Annotated in this window: 20 protein-coding genes; 1 reads left to right on the top strand and 19 read right to left on the bottom strand. The window is 34.2% G+C overall.

From position 1 onward, the window contains the following. Positions 1–60 precede the first annotated feature (60 nt). From C683_RS00960 to C683_RS00885, 16 genes are all read right to left on the bottom strand, one after another. The gene (locus C683_RS00960) at positions 61–786 is read right to left on the bottom strand and encodes a YebC/PmpR family DNA-binding transcriptional regulator (RefSeq protein WP_009488412.1); all 726 of its coding nucleotides are present in this window, start codon (positions 784–786) and stop codon (positions 61–63) included. 35 nt (positions 787–821) lie between these two features. Next, positions 822–2,816, bottom strand: coding sequence for an LPXTG cell wall anchor domain-containing protein (locus tag C683_RS00955; RefSeq protein WP_009488410.1), 1,995 nt, complete (start codon positions 2,814–2,816; stop codon positions 822–824). A 70-nt stretch (positions 2,817–2,886) separates the two neighbouring features. Next, positions 2,887–3,333 (bottom strand): hypothetical protein, encoded by a 447-nt coding sequence (locus C683_RS00950; RefSeq protein WP_009488408.1) that lies wholly within the window; start codon positions 3,331–3,333, stop codon positions 2,887–2,889. A gap of 54 nt (positions 3,334–3,387) precedes the next feature. Next, entirely contained in the window at positions 3,388–3,747 is a 360-nt protein-coding gene (rplT, locus tag C683_RS00945) for a 50S ribosomal protein L20 (protein ID WP_009488406.1), read from the bottom strand. Between the two features lie 40 nt (positions 3,748–3,787). After that, positions 3,788–3,988, bottom strand: coding sequence for a 50S ribosomal protein L35 (gene rpmI / locus C683_RS00940; protein ID WP_009488404.1), 201 nt, complete (start codon positions 3,986–3,988; stop codon positions 3,788–3,790). 31 nt (positions 3,989–4,019) lie between these two features. Beyond that, positions 4,020–4,541: a translation initiation factor IF-3 gene (gene infC, locus C683_RS00935; protein WP_009488402.1), complete on the bottom strand. Its 522-nt coding sequence runs from the start codon at positions 4,539–4,541 to the stop codon at positions 4,020–4,022. Between the two features lie 227 nt (positions 4,542–4,768). Further along, entirely contained in the window at positions 4,769–5,539 is a 771-nt protein-coding gene (locus C683_RS00930) for a Cof-type HAD-IIB family hydrolase (RefSeq protein WP_009488400.1), read from the bottom strand. A 9-nt stretch (positions 5,540–5,548) separates the two neighbouring features. After that, positions 5,549–7,438, bottom strand: coding sequence for a pullulanase (locus tag C683_RS00925; RefSeq protein ID WP_009488398.1), 1,890 nt, complete (start codon positions 7,436–7,438; stop codon positions 5,549–5,551). A 2-nt stretch (positions 7,439–7,440) separates the two neighbouring features. Next, positions 7,441–7,884, bottom strand: coding sequence for a D-aminoacyl-tRNA deacylase (gene dtd, locus C683_RS00920; protein ID WP_009488396.1), 444 nt, complete (start codon positions 7,882–7,884; stop codon positions 7,441–7,443). 1 nt (position 7,885) lies between these two features. Next, positions 7,886–10,060, bottom strand: a complete 2,175-nt coding sequence (locus tag C683_RS00915) for a RelA/SpoT family protein (RefSeq protein ID WP_009488394.1) — start codon at positions 10,058–10,060, stop codon at positions 7,886–7,888. 10 nt (positions 10,061–10,070) lie between these two features. After that, positions 10,071–11,015: a 50S ribosomal protein L11 methyltransferase gene (gene prmA / locus C683_RS00910; RefSeq protein WP_040388534.1), complete on the bottom strand. Its 945-nt coding sequence runs from the start codon at positions 11,013–11,015 to the stop codon at positions 10,071–10,073. A 14-nt stretch (positions 11,016–11,029) separates the two neighbouring features. Beyond that, positions 11,030–11,497 (bottom strand): DUF3013 family protein, encoded by a 468-nt coding sequence (locus tag C683_RS00905; protein WP_009488390.1) that lies wholly within the window; start codon positions 11,495–11,497, stop codon positions 11,030–11,032. A 148-nt stretch (positions 11,498–11,645) separates the two neighbouring features. Beyond that, positions 11,646–12,719: an ABC transporter substrate-binding protein gene (locus C683_RS00900; protein WP_009488388.1), complete on the bottom strand. Its 1,074-nt coding sequence runs from the start codon at positions 12,717–12,719 to the stop codon at positions 11,646–11,648. Further along, a complete protein-coding gene (locus C683_RS00895; RefSeq protein ID WP_009488386.1) occupies positions 12,716–13,513 on the bottom strand; it encodes an ABC transporter permease in 798 nt (265 codons plus the stop codon). Before C683_RS00895 ends, C683_RS00900 begins: the two co-directional genes overlap by 4 nt. Then, a complete protein-coding gene (locus tag C683_RS00890) occupies positions 13,510–14,313 on the bottom strand; it encodes an ABC transporter permease (RefSeq protein WP_009488384.1) in 804 nt (267 codons plus the stop codon). The genes C683_RS00895 and C683_RS00890 overlap by 4 nt, the downstream gene beginning before the upstream one ends. Beyond that, the gene (locus C683_RS00885; protein ID WP_009488382.1) at positions 14,310–15,398 is read right to left on the bottom strand and encodes an ABC transporter ATP-binding protein; all 1,089 of its coding nucleotides are present in this window, start codon (positions 15,396–15,398) and stop codon (positions 14,310–14,312) included. Before C683_RS00885 ends, C683_RS00890 begins: the two co-directional genes overlap by 4 nt. A 150-nt stretch (positions 15,399–15,548) precedes the next feature. Here C683_RS00885 and C683_RS00880 point away from each other — a divergent pair, with 150 nt between their 5' ends. Continuing rightward, complete coding sequence (locus C683_RS00880) at positions 15,549–16,166, top strand: ECF transporter S component (protein WP_009488380.1); 618 nt, start codon at positions 15,549–15,551, stop codon at positions 16,164–16,166. 28 nt (positions 16,167–16,194) lie between these two features. Here C683_RS00880 and C683_RS00875 read toward each other — a convergent pair whose 3' ends face one another. From C683_RS00875 to plsX, 3 genes are read right to left on the bottom strand one after another with little or no spacing between them, the layout of a single operon-like run. Beyond that, on the bottom strand, positions 16,195–16,857 hold the full coding sequence (locus C683_RS00875; RefSeq protein WP_009488378.1) for an HAD family hydrolase: 663 nt from the start codon (positions 16,855–16,857) through the stop codon (positions 16,195–16,197). Between the two features lie 48 nt (positions 16,858–16,905). After that, positions 16,906–17,142, bottom strand: coding sequence for an acyl carrier protein (locus C683_RS00870; RefSeq protein WP_009488376.1), 237 nt, complete (start codon positions 17,140–17,142; stop codon positions 16,906–16,908). A 32-nt stretch (positions 17,143–17,174) separates the two neighbouring features. After that, positions 17,175–18,182 (bottom strand): phosphate acyltransferase PlsX, encoded by a 1,008-nt coding sequence (gene plsX, locus C683_RS00865; protein ID WP_009488374.1) that lies wholly within the window; start codon positions 18,180–18,182, stop codon positions 17,175–17,177. Positions 18,183–18,193 lie beyond the last annotated feature (11 nt).

Raw genomic sequence — 18,193 nt, 5'->3', positions numbered from 1 at the left:
AGCTTTACTCATTTCCTTATATATAGAAGAAAAGAGGTTGAATACTCAACCTCTTTTTGATTATAAATTCTCACAGTTTGTGAAAACTTCAGAAACATCTTCGTCATCTTCTAATTTATCAACAAGACGCTCTAATTGTTCTAAGTCTGCTCCTTCTAGAGGAACTGTAGTTTGTGGAATCATTGTTAATTCCGCACGTGCTAAAGTAAATTCTTTTTCTAATGCATCACGGACAGAAGTAAAATCTTCTGGTGCAGTGTAAATTTCAAATACTTCATCAGAAGTAACCAAATCTTCCGCTCCTGCATCCAATACTTTTTCTAACATTTCATCTTCATCCAATGCTAACCCTTCACGTTCGATTGCAATATATCCTTTACGATCAAATTGATATGCTACAGAACCACTTTCACCTACAGAACCACCATTACGAGTAAATGCAACACGAACATTTGTTTGCGTACGGTTTTTATTATCGGTTAATGTATGAACTAAAATCGCTACTCCTTTTGGTCCATAACCTTCAAAAGTTAATTCCATATAATGATCGCCAGCACCAGATTCTGTTGCTTTTTTAATGGCACGTTGGATATTATCTTTAGGCATGTTTTCTGCTCTTGCTTTATCCATCACTAAACGTAAAGAAGAGTTAGCTGTTGGATCTGGACCTCCAGCTTTCGCTGCTACATAAATTTCACGAGATAATTTTTGGAAGATTTTTCCACGTTTTGCATCTTGTGCACTTTTTCTTCCTTTAATATTATTCCATTTTGAATGTCCTGACATAATCTCTTTTCTCCTCTATTGACTTTCTTTTTTGTCTAATGGTTGCGACGTTTTACTACTAAGAAGTAATAAACGATAACAGCAACAAGTGCAATGATTGCTGCACCAATTAAGACTAGATTTTTTTGTTGATTCATTCCTGTTTGTGGCAAAGTCAAAGTATCTTTATCTTTGGCTGAGATATTTGATTTTGTACTTGGAGTAGAAATTCCTAAATCTTCACTTGTAGTTGTTGGGAAAGATAAAGGAGTCCCATCACTTGCAGATAAACCATCAAGATCTAAACCTCCTTTTGGAAAACTTAATCCATTAGAAGTATCAGATAATCCTCCTTCTCCTAATCCTGAGTTACCAAAAAGGTCTCCTAAATTAGAAGGAAGTCCTGGAAGGTGAGGTAGACTTGGTTTTGTTAAATGAATCTTATTTAAAATATCTTTAAAATCAGGAAGAGTAAATCCTGGGTATTGATCTTTTAAATGTTCAAATTGTTCTTGTAAAAATTTCTTCAAAGAAGCTAAGTCTTTAATAACTCCATTTTTAATGGCTTCTTCGATTTTTTTCTTCAATTGTTCTTTGATTTTTTCAAATAACAATGGATCTTTTAATTCAAAAGAAGGTTCTTTTTTCGCTTCATAAGCAAAAGTTACTCCAGGAATAACGGTCCAAACTCCATCCACTTGTTGTTCTAATAATCCATCTTCTCCTAAACGAACACGGACTGCTTTTGGTGTTTTATAGCCAGATAATTTTTGCGGAATAATAGAGTATGTATGACCTACTGGTAAATAACCATTGAAACGGAAAACATATTGTCCCGTTGTTTCATCTTTAATTTTTACATAAGTAGGTAAGTGATGATCAATATCTCCTTGAACCACACTCTGAATAGGAACTAATCCTTGACGACAGTTATAAACAGCGTCATTTCCTGTCACTTTTGGTTTTTGGTAGAATGGTAAATTTGGAAAAATGACATAGTAAGATAATGCCTTTCCATTTTCGTCTACTGCAGGTAGGTTTGGTGATTGGTATGTCCATACTTTCCCATTTTTACTTACAACTTTTGCTTTTGTCACAGGAAGGCTAGAATCTGGACATTCAATCGGTAAGATTAAACTTTTAGGACGATGTAGGTCACTACTATCATTAAAAGTAATTGTTCCTTTTAGTGAAGTAACTTTTAAACGATAAACAAAGTTTGTTCCATTTTGGACTAATTCATATTGTTTTGCTCGTCCCATAGACGGAGTGATTGTGTAATCCTCTGCTGTAGCTCCAGGAGCTGCTTTTAATTGATAAGCAATTCCATTTTTCAAATTTTTAATTTGAGGAACTACTTTTTTCCCTGTCTTTTTATCAACAACAGTAACAGAAACTAAAGGATGGTTTGGTACCATTAAAGGACTAACTCCTTGATTGTCTACCGTAACTGTTCCTTGAATAATTGCTTTTTTCTTTAATGTGACGGTCACTTGTTTTGGATTAGTAACGGTAGCGGAAGCTACATAATCATTTGCCACAGAAAATGGCTTCATCACAGATACCTTTACATCCTTCATCGGAATCAATGGACTTTTCTCAAATTGGAAAGACCAACTATTACTTGCTTTTGCAGTCGCAAAGGCAAAAAATCCTTTTCCACCACGTAATGTCAACTGAATTTCAGAAACAGCTGGAGCGCCTCCTTCAAATTGAATTTGTCCTTGAACGACTTGTGGTTTTAACGATGGAAAATGTGGCTTATTACTTCCTGATCCTATATTTGGTTTTGAAGTATCTGGTTTATTTCCAGAAGTTGATCCATCAGATACATTCGGTGTATGCGAATCTTTGTCTGTTGATTCATTATTAGAAGAGTTAGAATCATTCACAAATAAATCAGGTAGATCCAACTCTTTTGATTTGGTCATTTCTTCATAAGTTGATTGCAAAGAATCATCCGTTGAACTAGCATCTGCTTGTTGGGCATAACCAATACCAGAAATTCCTAATAGCGCAATCAACGTTAACCAAGATTTTTTCATCTTCATTGGAATACTCCTTTCATTATAAGTTTATAATTCTATTTTACTCTTTTCTTTTTCTCTTGCCAATCATTTGTTAATCTTGGAACAAATGCATTTGACCTACTCGTTCTTCATTATTTGTTTTTCTTGGATGCGATTTTTTTTGACTCATTTGATCCATCATTAACGTCATTAACTGCTGATTAACCGTTTGCATATGACGTACTAATTGAGTATATTCAGTAAAAAGATTTTGATAACGTTCTTCACTTTCTTCTAAGGCTTGTTCTAAATATTTTAACTCTTCTTGCATTGAGCGTTGATTTTGCTTTGGTGTTTCCTTTGGTGCACTAGGATTTTTAAATAATTGTTCTAATGCTACGACATAAGCTGCTCTAATTTTTAATGGTTCTTTTGTTGTATCCACATAGGATTCATACTTTTCTGGTTCTTGATTTTTAATTTGATTTAGCTTTGTATAAACGGTAGTTCTTGGGACAGAAATATGTTTGGCAAATTCATTAAACGTTAAGTCTTTCATTCTGATTCCTCCTCTGATACAAAAAAAGGACTGATCACTCAGTCCTAAATGTCATTATTTTGCTAAAGCTTGTTTTGCTTGTTCTGTTAATGCAGTGAATGCAGCCATATCATTTACAGCTAATTCAGCTAACATTTTACGGTTAATTTCGATACCAGCTACTTTTAAGCCATGCATTAATTGGCTGTAGCTCATACCATTCATACGTGCTGCCGCATTAATACGTGCAATCCATAATTTACGGAAATCACGTTTTTTCTGACGACGATCACGATATGCATAGTTATATGAGTTCATTACTTGTTCTTTAGCTGTTTTGAACAAAGTATGTTTTGAACCATAATAACCTTTTGCTAATTTTAACATTTTTTTACGACGGTGACGAGTCACTGTACCACCTTTAACACGAGCCATTTTGCTTCCTCCTAATTACTTTCTTTATTATTTAGACCGATTATTTCCATTGAGATAATTGTTGTTTGATACGTTTCATATCGCCTGCAGATACCATAGCTGCTTTACGTAATTTACGACGTTGTTTTTTAGTTTTGCCATGGAATAAGTGGCTTGTATACGCATGATGACGTTTTAATCCACCTTTACCTGTACGTTTGAAACGTTTTGCTGATCCACGGTGTGTTTTTTGTTTTGGCATGTTTATTTCCTCCTCAAAATCTTTTTATTCTCTATTTGTCTGTCTTAGGTGCTAGTACTAAGAACATACTACGTCCATCCATTTTTGCACGTTGTTCTACATTGGCGATATCACTTACTTCATCTGCCAAACGAGTTAGTACTTCTTGACCAATCTCTTTGTGGGTAATGGCACGACCTTTAAAGCGAATAGAAACTTTTACTTTATCACCTTTACCTAGGAATTTACGTGCGTTACGCAATTTCGTATTAAAGTCGTTTGTGTCAATGGTTGGACTTAAACGTACTTCTTTAACACTAATTACTTTTTGTTTCTTACGTGCTTCACGCTCTTTCTTTTGTTGTTCAAAACGGAACTTTCCATAATCCATAATACGAGCCACTGGGGGTTTCGCATTAGGCGCTACTAACACTAAATCTAAATCTGCAGCATCTGCCATTTTTAATGCATCTGCTTTACTTTTAATACCTAATTGATTTCCTTCGGCGTCAATTAGTCGTAATTCACGGGCACGAATTCCGCCGTTTACCATCATATCCTTAGCTATGGTCATTCACCTCCAAGTTTTATCAGAGAAAAATGCAGAAAAAAACGAGTCTCACGTTGAGAGCTCGCACCGATTCTAATACTTACTATTATAAGAAAAGAATATCTGCCCAGTGATATATTCAACTCAGGCGAGAAGCGGAGCCTCTGCTTTTATTTCTCACATTCGCTATTATAGCAAAAAATTATTCACCTGACAAGACAAAAAAAGAAGGAGAATGCTCCTTCTTTTTTTTAAATAAAATCAAAATGTTTTAGCGCATGGAAAATTCCATCTTCATCATTACTGGTTGTAACATAATCAGCAATTGCTTTTGTTCGCTCTACTGCATTTCCCATCGCGATCCCAGTACCTACAGTTTGTAACATTTCATAATCATTATTCCCATCGCCAAAAGCATAAGAATGATCAACGGGAATATTTTTCAAAGTCAAAACTTCTTTTAATGCGGTTGCTTTTGAATTTTGTACTGGCAATAAATCAACCGCAAAAGAATGCCAACGAACCATACGTAAAGTTTCAGGTAATGTCTTTTGTAACTCTTTGGCTTCTTCTTCTTCAATAAAAAGCAATACCTGACAAATTGGATCTTGGATTTCTGATAATGCACGGTAACTTGGAATCCCTTCACCAAAACTATTCATGGCAGTGACGGCTTTATCGCTCATTTCTTCTTGTAAACGATAGGTATGATTTCTTGTTACTACCGCACATTCTAACTGTGGATGATTTTCTATTAATTGTTGTAATTCTTTTTTATCTACATAGCTTTCATAAATACGCTCATTTTCAATGACTGCTTCTGCTCCATTACAAGTAATGTAACTATCTAGGTTCAATTCTTTAATAATAGGAGCAGCTTGACTCTCTGATCTTCCAGTTGCAATCATTACAATATGTCCATCTTTTTGTAGCGCATGTAGAGCTTCTTTTGTATGTTCTAATATTTTTTTCTCACTATTATAGAGTGTTCCATCAATATCAAAAGCAAATAAACTTTTCATTATCTTCTCCTATATTCTGCGTAAAATATGAATCGTATAAGGATCCATTGCATAATCATCTTTAATTTCTATGGTCGATGGTTCTACTTGACAATCATTATTAACGACCATTTGTAAATAAGTTCCACTTGGAATATGTGCATTTTTCTTTTCTTGACTTGCATTAAAAGCAAAGATTTCTGTATATGTTCCTCCCTGTAAAGAAAAAACTAATACTTGCTCAGAAGCTTGCAAGATTTGACTGGCTTCTTCCATATCCACATAACTTTGTAAATGAAGTAACGTATCTTGTTCACGTAAACGCCAAAATTGATATAGATTACGTAATTTTTGGCGTACTTTGTGTGCAAAATCAAGCGTCATTGTTTCTGAACTAATCACTGGGAAAAGAATCGACCCTTGAGCACAAAGTAAGCTCAAGACTGCAAAATATTGTTGTGCACTTTCTTTTTCTGTACGTTCTTCTACTAATGGAGGAATCGTTTGTAACACCTGTTTTGGTAAAAGAGAATGTGCATCTTTTCGTTGACTGTTTGCCATTAAACTTTGGAAGAATTTTAATTCTGCTCCGTCGACTCCTAAAATCATATTTTGTAAATCATGAGATAAATGATGATTTAATTCAATCAAATCTAAATATTGTGTCATTCTTGGTTCAATCGAATCTCCTTCACAATCACAAATCCATAATAGATCATTTCCTTGGACATTTTTCATCTCTAACCATTCAGCAAGTAATTCTGAAGGATAAGTTTCTGTATGCGATAAAATAAATCCATCTACATGATATTGCTCTATCCAAAGACGACAAGTATCCGTTAAATAGCGTTGCACCATAAAGCGTTCACAAGCTAATTCATTTCCTTTTTGCCAACGATCAACAATTAATCCTTGTTCGTCATAGCGGAAATAATATCCTGGAACCGTTAAATGTAATGGATGTGTTCCTGCATCTTTCACTGCTTCAAAAGGCATAACAGCAACAACAGCTTTATGAATCGCATGTAATTTTTCTACCATATAGCAAAATTGTTCTTGTAAAGTAGAAAAATGACTAGCATTTGCTCCATAATGTGAATTTAAAATTCTTGCATCGCGTAACTCTTCTTGCACTGTTTTATATAAAGGATAGAGAAATAAACTATTCAGTGGTAATTCTTGTAAGAAAGGATAAACTCTTGCCGTTTCATTTTTCAAAGCTTGATCACTGACAACCCCTAAATAGCTATTTTCTAAATGTGGTAGTAGACAACACTCTGGTCCATTCGTCCATTGTTCTAAATCAAAAAAGATACCAGAAAGTTCTCGTTCTATCGTCCACTCTTTTTCTTCCCAATGTAATGGGGAAACAATAGAACTTCTTTGATAATGATCTTCAGCAATTGCATAAGGATCATTGGTTAAATGACACATTCCATTTGGAAATTGCAAATAATATTGATAACTTAATCCTTGGCAATCATCAGTAATTTGACCATGCCAAGCACCTCGACAATCTTTTTGTAGTTCCATCGTTTGAAATGACTCTTCTTGCTCTGGAGTATATAAATAAAGATATACTCGATAAGCAGTGGGAGCCCATAAATGGAAGGTTGTTGCTTGTGGTGTGTACTCTACTCCTAATTTCCCTTCATAGCAATATTTCTTTTCAAACCATTCCGTACGCACGACTTCTCCTGTACTTGCATACAATTCTTGTTGTTGCCATTGCACCAAAATCGGTTCTTCAATTTGAAATTCACCATTAATTTCTACTAAGCGTTCTCGTTTATCTTCTCTTGGAATTTCGATTTTCACAATCGTATAGCCCGCAAATTGAATCCCAGCAAATTCAATGGGCTCGTCCCAAACGAGTAGCATTTTATTTTTCGCTTCAATTTTTGCTTCGATTAACTGCATCGTTACTCTCTCGTATCAAAAACGATGGTTACTGGTCCATCATTACATAAGGAAACTTCCATATCTGCACCAAATTGTCCTGTTTCCACATGAATGCCATATTGACGTAAACATTCATTAAAGTATTCATAGTCTTCCTTCGCTTTTTGCGGTGCTTCTGCTTTACCAAAACTTGGACGGCGACCTCGTTTTGTATTAGCAATTAAAGTAAATTGTGAAATAGAAAGAATATTTCCTCCTTTTTCTAAAAGAGAAAGATTCATTTTTCCTTCTTTATCTGCAAATAAACGAATTTCACTAATTTTTTTCGCTAAGGCAGCAATTTCTTCTTTTGTATCTCCTTGTTGGACACCAACAAAAAGAACATATCCTCCTTGAATCGCCCCAATTTCTTTTTGATCTACTTCGACTTTTCCTCGCTTTACTCTTTGTAAAACAACTTTCATCTTAATTCCTTCTTTCTACATGATACACATCGGGAACACACTTAATTTTATCCATAATTTTTTGCAATTCTTGACGATTATGAATTTGAATTGTGATATTTAATGATTCTTTTTTCTCTTTTAATGGATGAGCATCGACTCCAATTAAATTATGTTTTGAACTGCTTACTACTTGTAGTACATCATTTAATAACCCTTGACGATTATATCCGACCACATGAATTTTAGCATTATATTGTTGATGTTGTTGTTTTTCTTCCCATTCTACTTCTACGAAACGAGAGATATCCTCTTCTTTAGCATTTACAATATTCGGACAATCTTTGCGGTGAATCGAAACCCCACGCCCTTTTGTAATATAGCCAATAATTTCATCTCCAGGAACTGGATTACAACAGTTACTCAAGCGCACAAGCATTCCATCTAATCCTTGAATCGTTACTCCACTATGACGAGATACTTTTAGTTTTGATCCTTGAATCGCAGGATTTACTTCTATTGGCTCTTCATGCGTTTCTTCTTCTTTTAATAAATTCGCAATTTGTAAAGGACTGGTTTCTCCTTGAGCAATGGCACGATATAAATCTTGTTCATTTAGATAATGGAACTTCTCTACTGCTTCTTGAATTAATTCTTTTGTAATTTGATCTTTTGGAATTTGTTGTTGAACAAAGTATTTTTCTAACTGTAAACGTCCATTTTGAATATCTTCTTCTGCAGTTTGTGCTTTAAAGAAATGACGAATTTTATTTTTTGCTCGACTCGTAGCTACTAAGTTTAGCCAGTCTCTGCTTGGACCTTTAGCTTGTTTAGATGTAATAATTTCTAAAAGATCACCATTTTTCAATTTATAACTTAAAGGAACCATTTTGCCATTTACTTTTGCCCCAATCGCATGATTCCCAATTTCAGTATGGATGTAATAGGCAAAATCTAAAGGTCCAGAACCACAAGGCAATTCACAAACTTCTCCTTTAGGGGTAAAGACATAAACTTTATCTTTAAAAATATCGCCCTTTACACTTTCCATAAATTCAGAAGCATCATTACTATCTTTTTGTAGTTCAATAATTTCACGGAACCAATCTAATTGTTGATCGGTATTGTCTCCTTTGACTTTATCTTTCTTTCCTTGTTTATATGCCCAGTGTGCTGCCACCCCAAATTCCGCAATTTTATGCATCTCATGAGTACGGATTTGAATTTCAATCGGACGTCCGCCAGGCCCGATGACTGTTGTATGTAAAGATTGATACATATTTGCTTTTGGCATAGCAATATAATCTTTAAAGCGTTTTGGCATTGGTGTCCAACGCGTATGAACAGCCCCTAAAATGGCGTAACATTCTTTAATGTTATCTACGATAATTCGGATTGCTGTTAAGTCATAAATTTCCTCAAAAGATTTCTTTTGATCATGCATTTTACGATAAATAGAATAAATATGTTTTGGTCGACCATTAATGTCGGCATGAATATGAAGTTGTTCTACTTCTTTTTTCACTTCACGAATCATTTCTGAAACATATTTTTCCCGCTCTTCTCGTTTTTCGGCCATTAAATGCACAATACGATAATATTGTTGTGGATCTAAATAACGTAAAGAACGATCTTCCAATTCCCATTTAATACGACTCATCCCTAAACGATTTGCTAAAGGAGCATAAATTTCTAACGTTTCTTTCGCAATTCGTCGCTGTTTATCCGGGCGCAAATATTTTAATGTTCGCATATTATGTAAACGGTCCGCCAATTTCACTAAAATTACGCGTAAATCTTGGGCCATTGCTAATAACATCTTTTGGTGATTTTCTGCTAACTGTTCTTCATGGGATTTATATTTAATTTTTCCTAATTTAGTAACCCCATCTACAATCGCTGCCACATCATCGTTAAATTCTTCAGCAATTTCTTCTAAAGTAACTGGAGTATCTTCTACTACATCATGCAAAAATCCTGCGGCAACAGTGCAAGGATCCGTATGAATTTCTACTAACGTGTTTGCAACTTGAATCGGATGAATAATATAAGGTTCGCCTGATTTTCGTACTTGCGGAGCGTGAGCTTTCGTCGCAAAGTCCAACGCTTTTTGGACAAAAGCAGCATCCTCTTTTGTCATATATGAGCGAACTTTATTCATTACTTCTTCACCAGTGACTACTCTTTCTTTTGCCATATTATTCTCCTTATTCCACTACTTTTTGGAAGATAAAGGCATACCAATCTTTTTGTTGGAACGTTTGGTCTAACGTAAATCCAACTCCTTCAATGGCAGAAACAATTTCTTCCTTCTTACTTTCAATAATACCAGATACCACGAAGTATCCGTTATCTTTTACTAAACGATAGGCATCTTCTATCATACGTAAAATAATATCAGCTAAAATGTTAGCTACAATAATATCGGCTGGTTCTTCCACTCCAGTCAATAAATCATTTGGGTACATTGGAATTGTACCTACTTCTGGATTTAGTGCTACATTTTCCTGTGCTCGTTCTACAGCCACATCATCTACATCAAAGCCAGTAATATCTGTTGCACCATACATTTTGCTAACAATACTTAAAATACCAGAACCTGTTCCTACATCATACATTTTTTCTCCACCATGAATAATGGTTTCTAGAGCTTGTAACGTTAAACGAGTGGTTGGATGTCCTCCTGTACCAAAAGCCATTCCTGGATCTAAACGAACGATACGCTCATCTTCATGTTTTGGTTCATAATCCACCCATTCTGGTACAATGGTTAAAAAACGAGTAATTGGCGTTGGTTTATAGTATTTTTTCCAAGCTTCAGCCCAGTCTTCTTCTGAAACATCTTGATAAGTTAAACGATTTGCTCCTAAAGATAAACCAAATTGTGGTAACTCTTCTAAACGATGTTGGATGGTAGGTAAAATCTCTGGTAAATACATTGTTTCTGGAAAATAGCTCATCACATAAGCGCCTTCTTTAATGAAATCAAAATTTTCCTTATCAATATATTTTCCTGTTCCATCGTCCGCATAATTTTCTAAGTCCAAAGCATCTTCAATGGCTACTCCATTTGCTCCTGCTTCCATAAAAATATTCGCTACAGCTTCTACCGCTTCACTTGAGGTTTCATATTTTAATTCTGTCCACTTCATCATCGATTCTCCTTTTAAAATTTTGGATAACTCAAAATTTCTCCTGTTTGATTTTCTTTTATTTGTTCTTGGAAAGCTTTTTCATCCCAATGTAATTCAAATTCCGTCATTGTTTCATCAGTCACAAAATCTAACAAATCGCTTTCCCCATCTTCTAAAGAAATGAGTAATTGGTTCACAAGTGCATCTAAAACTCCTTGCGCAATTCCTTTTTTACGGTCAAAAGTATAAACATATAAGGCATCAGTAGGAATTTCCTTTCCTGCACAGAGATAAATGACGTCTTCAAATTCAATAATTTCACTTGCGACGACTCCTTCTTCATCGATAATTTCTTGACCCATTTTATTTTCTACAAAAATACGGAAATAAATTGCAATCCAATGTTTTTTTGCTTGCCAATCTAGAGCCCAATCATAACGTTCTGGTAAGATTTCAGTGAGTTTTTTCTCTAAATATGTTAAAATGTTCTCTTTTTTCATATTATTTTTCCTTTTTTTCTATTTTCGTTCATTTTTTAAGGTATTTTTAATATAAACACCTTATATTATAGGTACACCAACAAACATTATTACTCTTTTTCATTTTTAATCCGAGGTACTAGTTTCTAGTACCTCCCTTTTTTATCCTCTAGTGCGTCTGCATTTTAAAGCGTAAGAAATAATCATTATAAAGATTCAACCAGTAATTTCCTAAATCTTTGTACACTTCCAAACGATCGGTAATTTCTTTTGGCGGATAGAAAGTTTTATCTTCTCGAATTTCTTTTGGTAATAAAGGTAATGCTTTCTTATTCGGAGTAGAATAGCCAATATATTCCGCATTTTGCGCCGCATTTTCTGGCTCTAACATAAAGTTGATAAAGGCATAAGCTGCTTTTTTATTTTTGGCTGTTTTAGGAATAACCATATTATCAAACCATAAATTAGATCCATCTTTAGGAATCACATAGTGCAAATGTTCATTTGCATCCATCATTTCTTTTGCCTCTCCAGAAAAAGTCACACCGACCGCACTTTCTTCATTAATCATATACATCTTCATTTCATCGGCTACAATCGCCTTCACATTAGGTACTAATGTTAACAACGATTGATACGCTTTTTGCAGTTGAGTTTTATTTTTACTATTTAAGGAATCTCCATTTTTGTTTAATGCCAGTCCCATTACTTCTCTAGCTCCATCAATGAGCATAATATTGTTTTTCAAACTTTTATCCCATAAATCATTCCAAGTTGTAAATGTTAATCCTTTTTTGACAAAGCGATCATTATAAACAATCCCTAACGTCCCCCAAAAATATGGAATCGAATAGCGATTTCCTGGATCAAAAGGTAAATCTAAAAATTGGGAAGAAATATTTTTTAAGTTGGGAATTTTTTTATGATCTAACGGTACTAGTAAGTGATTTGCTTTCATTTTTTGTAACATATAATCACTAGGAATCGTCAAATCGTAATGAGTACCCCCTTGTTTAATTTTGGTAAACATCGCTTCATTACTATCAAAGGTTTCATAAACCACTTGATATCCGGTTTTCTTTTCAAATTTATGGATCAAATCTGGATCAATATAATCGCCCCAGTTGTAGATGGTTAACACATTTTCTGCACTTGTTTCTTTTTTTTGTAGTTGATAAAGTCCTGTCCCTAATAGGGTAATCATGACTAAAATACTAGCAAAAAGAACCGTTAATCGTTTCATTTCTTCCCTTTCCTTTCTGTTTCTTTTTCTTTACTCATAAAGTAATATCCAATCACAAGTAATAAAGAAACAAAGAATAATAAGGTACTTAACGCATTAATTTCTAAACTAATTCCATGTCGTGCACGAGAATAAATTTCTACAGATAAAGTAGAAAAACCATTTCCTGTTACAAAGAAAGTAACAGCAAAATCATCTAAAGAATAAGTGAACGCCATAAAGTAGGCGACAATAATACTCGATGATAAATAAGGTAAAATAATTTTCCAAAATACACGCCAAGGGGTTGCTCCTAAATCATAAGCAGCTTCAATCATGGAAGAAGGAAGCTCCTTTAATTTTGGTAAAATCATTAAAACAACAATCGGAATACTAAAGGCAACATGAGAAAGTAAAACCGAAGTAAATCCTAATTTCATTCCTAAAACTGTGAATAAAACTAAAAAGCTAGCCCCAATAATTACATCTGGAGAAACTAATAAAATATTATTGAATTGTAAAAATAATTCCTGGTTTCTCTTTCTTTTGATATTTTGAATAAAAATAGCGCCTCCAAGTCCAATGATTGTCGCTAAAAGTGCCGACAAAAAAGCCAGTAAGAACGTTTGAAGTACAATTTGAATTAAACGGTCATCAGCAAACAATTCTTTGTAGTATTGTAAACTGAAATGACCGAATTGTTGCATATTACCATTACTATTAAAGGAATAAAAAATTAAATAGAAAATGGGTAAGTAAAGAAATAAAAAAACTATACATAAGTAAATTTTAGCGCCTATTTTTTTTGATTTCATTTCTTCCCTCCTCGTTTTCCTTCTTTAGTAAAGATCATTAAAATAATCATTGCGATAATTAACACAACACCAATGGTCGAACCCATTTGCCAATTTTGAGTAATTAAAAAATGCTGTTCAACGGCTGTCCCCAAAGTAATTACTCGATTTCCACCAATTAAGCGCGTTAACATGAACAAGCTTAAAGAAGGAATGAAGACTGCTTGAACTCCTGCTTTCACTCCTGGAATAGAAAGTGGAACAGTAATTTTATAAAAAGTTTGCCAACGATTCGCTCCAAGGTCTGAACTTGCCGTTGCATAGGCAGATGGAATTTCTTCTAAAGCATTAAAAATCGGCAAAATCATAAATGGAATTTGAATATAAACCGCCACAAAAACAAAGCTCCAAGTGGTAAATAATAATTGTTGCTCTGGAATATGGAATAGTTGTAACCATTGATTCACTAAACCATGACGGCTAAAAATACCCATAAAGGCATAAGCTTTTAATAAAAGGTTAATCCATGTTGGTAAAATCACTAGCATCAACCATAGTTGCTTGTGTTTTAATTTCGTCAAAAAATAAGCCGTTGGATAGCTCACTAACAAAGTAAATAAGGTAATAATAAAAGCATAGTAAATGGAATTTGCCGTCATTACTAAATAGGTTTTTGATGAAAAGAATTGCACATAATTTTGTAATGTAAAATGCCCGTCAATAAATAAAGATTGATACAATAAGAGTGCAATAGGTAAAAACACAAATAAAAACAACCAAATATAGTAGGCAAACCCTAAATAATGTTTGATAGATTTCATAATTCCTCCGTATACGTTTCAATACGGGCATCAAAATCTTGTTCACTTTCATTAAAACGCATCACGTGAATTGCTTCTTTACCAAAATAAAGTCCAATCTCCGTATGTACTGGAACTTTTTTAGTCGTATGAACGAGCCATTCATTTCCTTCTTGGTCTTTACAAATCAGCTCATAATGCACTCCACGGAAAAGAGAAGAACATACGGTAACGGTAACCAATCCTTTTTCTTTTGCTGTGACTTCTAAATCTTCAGGACGAATAACTACTTCTACCGGTTCATTTTTCTTCATTCCACCATCTAAACATTCAAAGATACGACCATTAATTTGTACGCGATAGTCTTCTATCATAATGCCATCGATGATATTACTTTCACCAATAAAGTTAGCAACAAAGCGATTAATCGGCTCATCATAAATATCTACTGGAGTGCCACTTTGGACAATTTTCCCTTCATTCATAATAAAAATTTCATCACTCATTGCCAAAGCTTCCTCTTGGTCATGAGTAACAAAAACAAAGGTAATTCCCAATTTCTTTTGTAATTGACGCAATTCACCTTGCATTTGTGTTCGTAAATTTTGGTCTAATGCGGATAATGCTTCATCCAGTAATAATACCTTTGGTTTGTTCACAATGGCTCTGGCAATCGCTACACGTTGACGTTGTCCACCACTCATTTCATCAATAGAGCGATTTTCAAAACCAGATAATTGAACCAATTGTAAAGCTTCAGAGACACGTTGTTTAATCTCTTCTTTGGGTACCTTTTTAATTTGCAAACCAAAAGCAATATTCTCATATACATTCATATGAGGGAATAAAGCATAATCTTGGAAGACCGTATTGATTGGTCTTTTATTTGCTGGTAAGTTATTAATTTTTTCTCCATTTAAATAAATATTTCCTTCGGTTACTTCGGTGAAACCAGCCATTAAGCGTAAAATGGTTGTCTTTCCACAACCAGAAGGTCCTAATAATGTATAAAACTTTCCTTCTTCAATAGAAAATGTAATGTCTTGTAATATTGTATTTTCGCCATAACTTTTTTTAACATGATCAAAGCGGATAATCGTGCTCAATTACCACTCCTCCTTTCGATAAATTCTTTCAAAAGATTACCTTCATTATAGCAAATTTCTTATTACTTTTATGTGATAATTTGAGAATTTTTATTGGTGTTCCCTATAATCAATGATAAAATGATAAAAGAACATTCAAGGAGGAAACAGATGCGTCAATCAAAAGCTTATTTATTAACGATTCGCAGCTTATTTATTGCGATTTTAATTTTACAATCGTTTGTTCCTTTTCTTGGATATATTCCATTAGGGATTATTAATTTAACGATTATTCAAATCACTGTGATTTTAGGTGGAATTTTACTAGGTCCCAAAAATGGGCTATTTTTAGGATTCAGTTGGGGATTAATTAAATGGTTTTTAGCTTATACGGCACCAAGCTCGCTAATGGATACTATGGTTTTCCGTAATCCAATCATTACGATTATTCCTCGCATGCTTGTCGGCTGGATTGCTGGTTTGGTTTTTCAATGGCTTTATCAAAAGACAAAAAACACCAAGCTTTCTTCTTTCACCACAGGAATTATTGGTAGTTTGACTAATACCGTTTTTGTCTTATCTTTTATTCGTATTTTTGCTAGTCACCAAGCAGCTGCCGTTTATCATACTAGTACACAATTTTTAACGAATGTTTTATTAGGAATTGCAGGTACAAATGGAATTCCTGAATGCATCGCTAGTGCAATTTTAGTCCCTATCTTGGCACATATTTTATTCCGTTTTACAAAATTAAAACCTGGACAAACCCCAACCATATATAAATATTAAAAGCCTCAATAAAATTGAGGCTTTTTTCTTATAAATATTTTTCAACCGCTTTTAAATCTTTTGCTTGTTCTAATACGTTAATATCTGCCAGTTGCTCTTTTGTGTACTCTTTGGTTGGTAAAGATTGATCTGGTACCACAAATACTTCTAAACCAGCTGCAGTAGCTGCTTTTGCTCCTACTAGACTATCTTCTAGTGCAATTGCTTCTGTTGCTTCTAACTCTAGCCCTTCTAATGCTTTACAATATGCATCTGGGTAAGGTTTATTTCTTTCTACATCATCACCAAATACACAATAATCAAAGTAAGGGTATAATCCTAATTGATTTAAAATTGCAAACGCGCGTTCTTTTTTTCCGGAACTTGCGACAGCTAATTTTTTACCTGCTTCTTTTGCTTTTTGCAATACTTCTTTTGCATGAGGTTTACACTCAATTTTCCCTTCCGCAATCACTTGTTTTAAAATCACTTCTCGTTCAGCGACTACTTTTTGAGCTAATTCCTCATCATAACGTTCACTTAATTTTTTGCCAACAATACGCCAGTTTAAACCACTAAACGCATGAACTTCTTCATCGGAAATTTCTTTTCCAAATTTATGAAGAGCCATTTGCCAACTTTTTGTATAATACGTTTCTGTATCGACGAGTAATCCATCGACATCAAAAATAAGACCTTTTAATTCTTTCATTATTTCTCCCTCAACAAAAATAAGCTTGGAGATCCAAGCTTATCTCTTCTATAATTTTTCTAAGTAATCTAATGCTTCGCCTACTGTTTGAATATTAGCAACTTCATCATCTGCTACTTCAATATCAAAAGCATCTTCGATTTCTAAAATCACTTCCATCATCGCGATAGAATCTGCCCCTAAATCTTCTTTAAAATTTAAATCTTCTGTAATTTCTGCAGGGGCATTTTTAAAATGCTCTTGTAAAATCGCTGCTAATTTTTCTTTTGCTTCTGCTCGAGTCATTGTCTTCCCTCTTTTCTTTTTTTGCTCTTTTATTATAGCATATTTTCTTTTTGTTCAAAGTCATGGACAATATGTGGAATCACTTCTCCATCAACCATCGCTTCAATTTGTTCAATACAAGCGACAATTGTATCTACTGTAGAAGAGCCATGGGTTTTAATTACTGGTGCTTTAACCCCCATTAATACAGCTCCATTATGAGAAGTATAATCCATTTTTGCTTTTAATTTTTTAAAAGCAGGTCCTAATAACACAGCTCCCAATTTCCCACGTAGTCCTAATTCTAAAATGTTTTGTTTTAATAGGCGAACCACAGATAAGGCAGTTCCTTCAATAGATTTCAATACGGCATTGCCAGTAAAGCCATCAGCCACAACAACATCAGCGACACCATTTAAAATTTCTCTTGCTTCAATATTACCGATAAAGTTAATTTCTTTATTTTCTGATAATAGTTGATAAGCTTCTTTTGTTAAAGGATTCCCTTTCGTTTTTTCTGTTCCATTATTTAACAAAGCGACACGAGGATTTTTCACCCCACGAGCTAATTGAGCATAGGTACTTCCTAATACTGCATAATCATTTAAATATTCTGGTTTACTTTCAGCATTCGCACCAAGGTCAATAAAATCAACGCCACCTTCTCCTTTAACTACAGGTAAAGTAGTCATTAGTCCTGGGCGCTCAATATTAGAAATGCGACCAATAAATAATAATCCTGCTGCTAAAAGAGCTCCAGTATTTCCCGCAGATAAAATCGCATCTGCTTGTCCTTCTTTTACTGATTTTGCAGCTACTACTAAAGAAGAATCTTTTTTTCTACGTACTGCACGTACCGGCTCATCTTCATAATCAATGACTTCGGTTGTTGGTACTACTTCAATTCCTTCTACAGGATTGGGTAAATATGTCTGAATTTCTTTTTCATCCCCAAATAAAATAAATTCTAAATGTGGATATTTTTGTTTTGCTTTTAAAACCCCAGGAACCATTACCGCAGCTCCTTGGTCTCCTCCCATCGCATCAATTGCAATTTTCATTTCTTACTCTC

This window comes from Catellicoccus marimammalium M35/04/3, from assembly GCF_000313915.1.
Classification (GTDB): Bacteria; Bacillota; Bacilli; order Lactobacillales; family Catellicoccaceae; genus Catellicoccus; species Catellicoccus marimammalium.
The sequence above is the reverse complement of the archived record's forward strand: the minus strand, read 5'-3'. Positions and strand labels throughout refer to the sequence as shown.

Excerpts from the sequence above, each read along its gene's own strand:
- C683_RS00960 (WP_009488412.1), bottom strand. The coding sequence starts at position 786 with ATGTCAGGACATTCAAAATGGAATAATATTAAAGGAAGAAAAAGTGCA.
- C683_RS00955 (WP_009488410.1), bottom strand. The coding sequence starts at position 2,816 with ATGAAGATGAAAAAATCTTGGTTAACGTTGATTGCGCTATTAGGAATT.
- C683_RS00950 (WP_009488408.1), bottom strand. The coding sequence starts at position 3,333 with ATGAAAGACTTAACGTTTAATGAATTTGCCAAACATATTTCTGTCCCA.
- rplT (WP_009488406.1), bottom strand. The coding sequence starts at position 3,747 with ATGGCTCGTGTTAAAGGTGGTACAGTGACTCGTCACCGTCGTAAAAAA.
- rpmI (WP_009488404.1), bottom strand. The coding sequence starts at position 3,988 with ATGCCAAAACAAAAAACACACCGTGGATCAGCAAAACGTTTCAAACGT.
- infC (WP_009488402.1), bottom strand. The coding sequence starts at position 4,541 with ATGACCATAGCTAAGGATATGATGGTAAACGGCGGAATTCGTGCCCGT.
- C683_RS00930 (WP_009488400.1), bottom strand. The coding sequence starts at position 5,539 with ATGAAAAGTTTATTTGCTTTTGATATTGATGGAACACTCTATAATAGT.
- C683_RS00925 (WP_009488398.1), bottom strand. The coding sequence starts at position 7,438 with ATGCAGTTAATCGAAGCAAAAATTGAAGCGAAAAATAAAATGCTACTC.
- dtd (WP_009488396.1), bottom strand. The coding sequence starts at position 7,884 with ATGAAAGTTGTTTTACAAAGAGTAAAGCGAGGAAAAGTCGAAGTAGAT.
- C683_RS00915 (WP_009488394.1), bottom strand. The coding sequence starts at position 10,060 with ATGGCAAAAGAAAGAGTAGTCACTGGTGAAGAAGTAATGAATAAAGTT.
- prmA (WP_040388534.1), bottom strand. The coding sequence starts at position 11,015 with ATGAAGTGGACAGAATTAAAATATGAAACCTCAAGTGAAGCGGTAGAA.
- C683_RS00905 (WP_009488390.1), bottom strand. The coding sequence starts at position 11,497 with ATGAAAAAAGAGAACATTTTAACATATTTAGAGAAAAAACTCACTGAA.
- C683_RS00900 (WP_009488388.1), bottom strand. The coding sequence starts at position 12,719 with ATGAAACGATTAACGGTTCTTTTTGCTAGTATTTTAGTCATGATTACC.
- C683_RS00895 (WP_009488386.1), bottom strand. The coding sequence starts at position 13,513 with ATGAAATCAAAAAAAATAGGCGCTAAAATTTACTTATGTATAGTTTTT.
- C683_RS00890 (WP_009488384.1), bottom strand. The coding sequence starts at position 14,313 with ATGAAATCTATCAAACATTATTTAGGGTTTGCCTACTATATTTGGTTG.
- C683_RS00880 (WP_009488380.1), top strand. The coding sequence starts at position 15,549 with ATGCGTCAATCAAAAGCTTATTTATTAACGATTCGCAGCTTATTTATT.
- C683_RS00875 (WP_009488378.1), bottom strand. The coding sequence starts at position 16,857 with ATGAAAGAATTAAAAGGTCTTATTTTTGATGTCGATGGATTACTCGTC.
- C683_RS00870 (WP_009488376.1), bottom strand. The coding sequence starts at position 17,142 with ATGACTCGAGCAGAAGCAAAAGAAAAATTAGCAGCGATTTTACAAGAG.
- plsX (WP_009488374.1), bottom strand. The coding sequence starts at position 18,182 with ATGAAAATTGCAATTGATGCGATGGGAGGAGACCAAGGAGCTGCGGTA.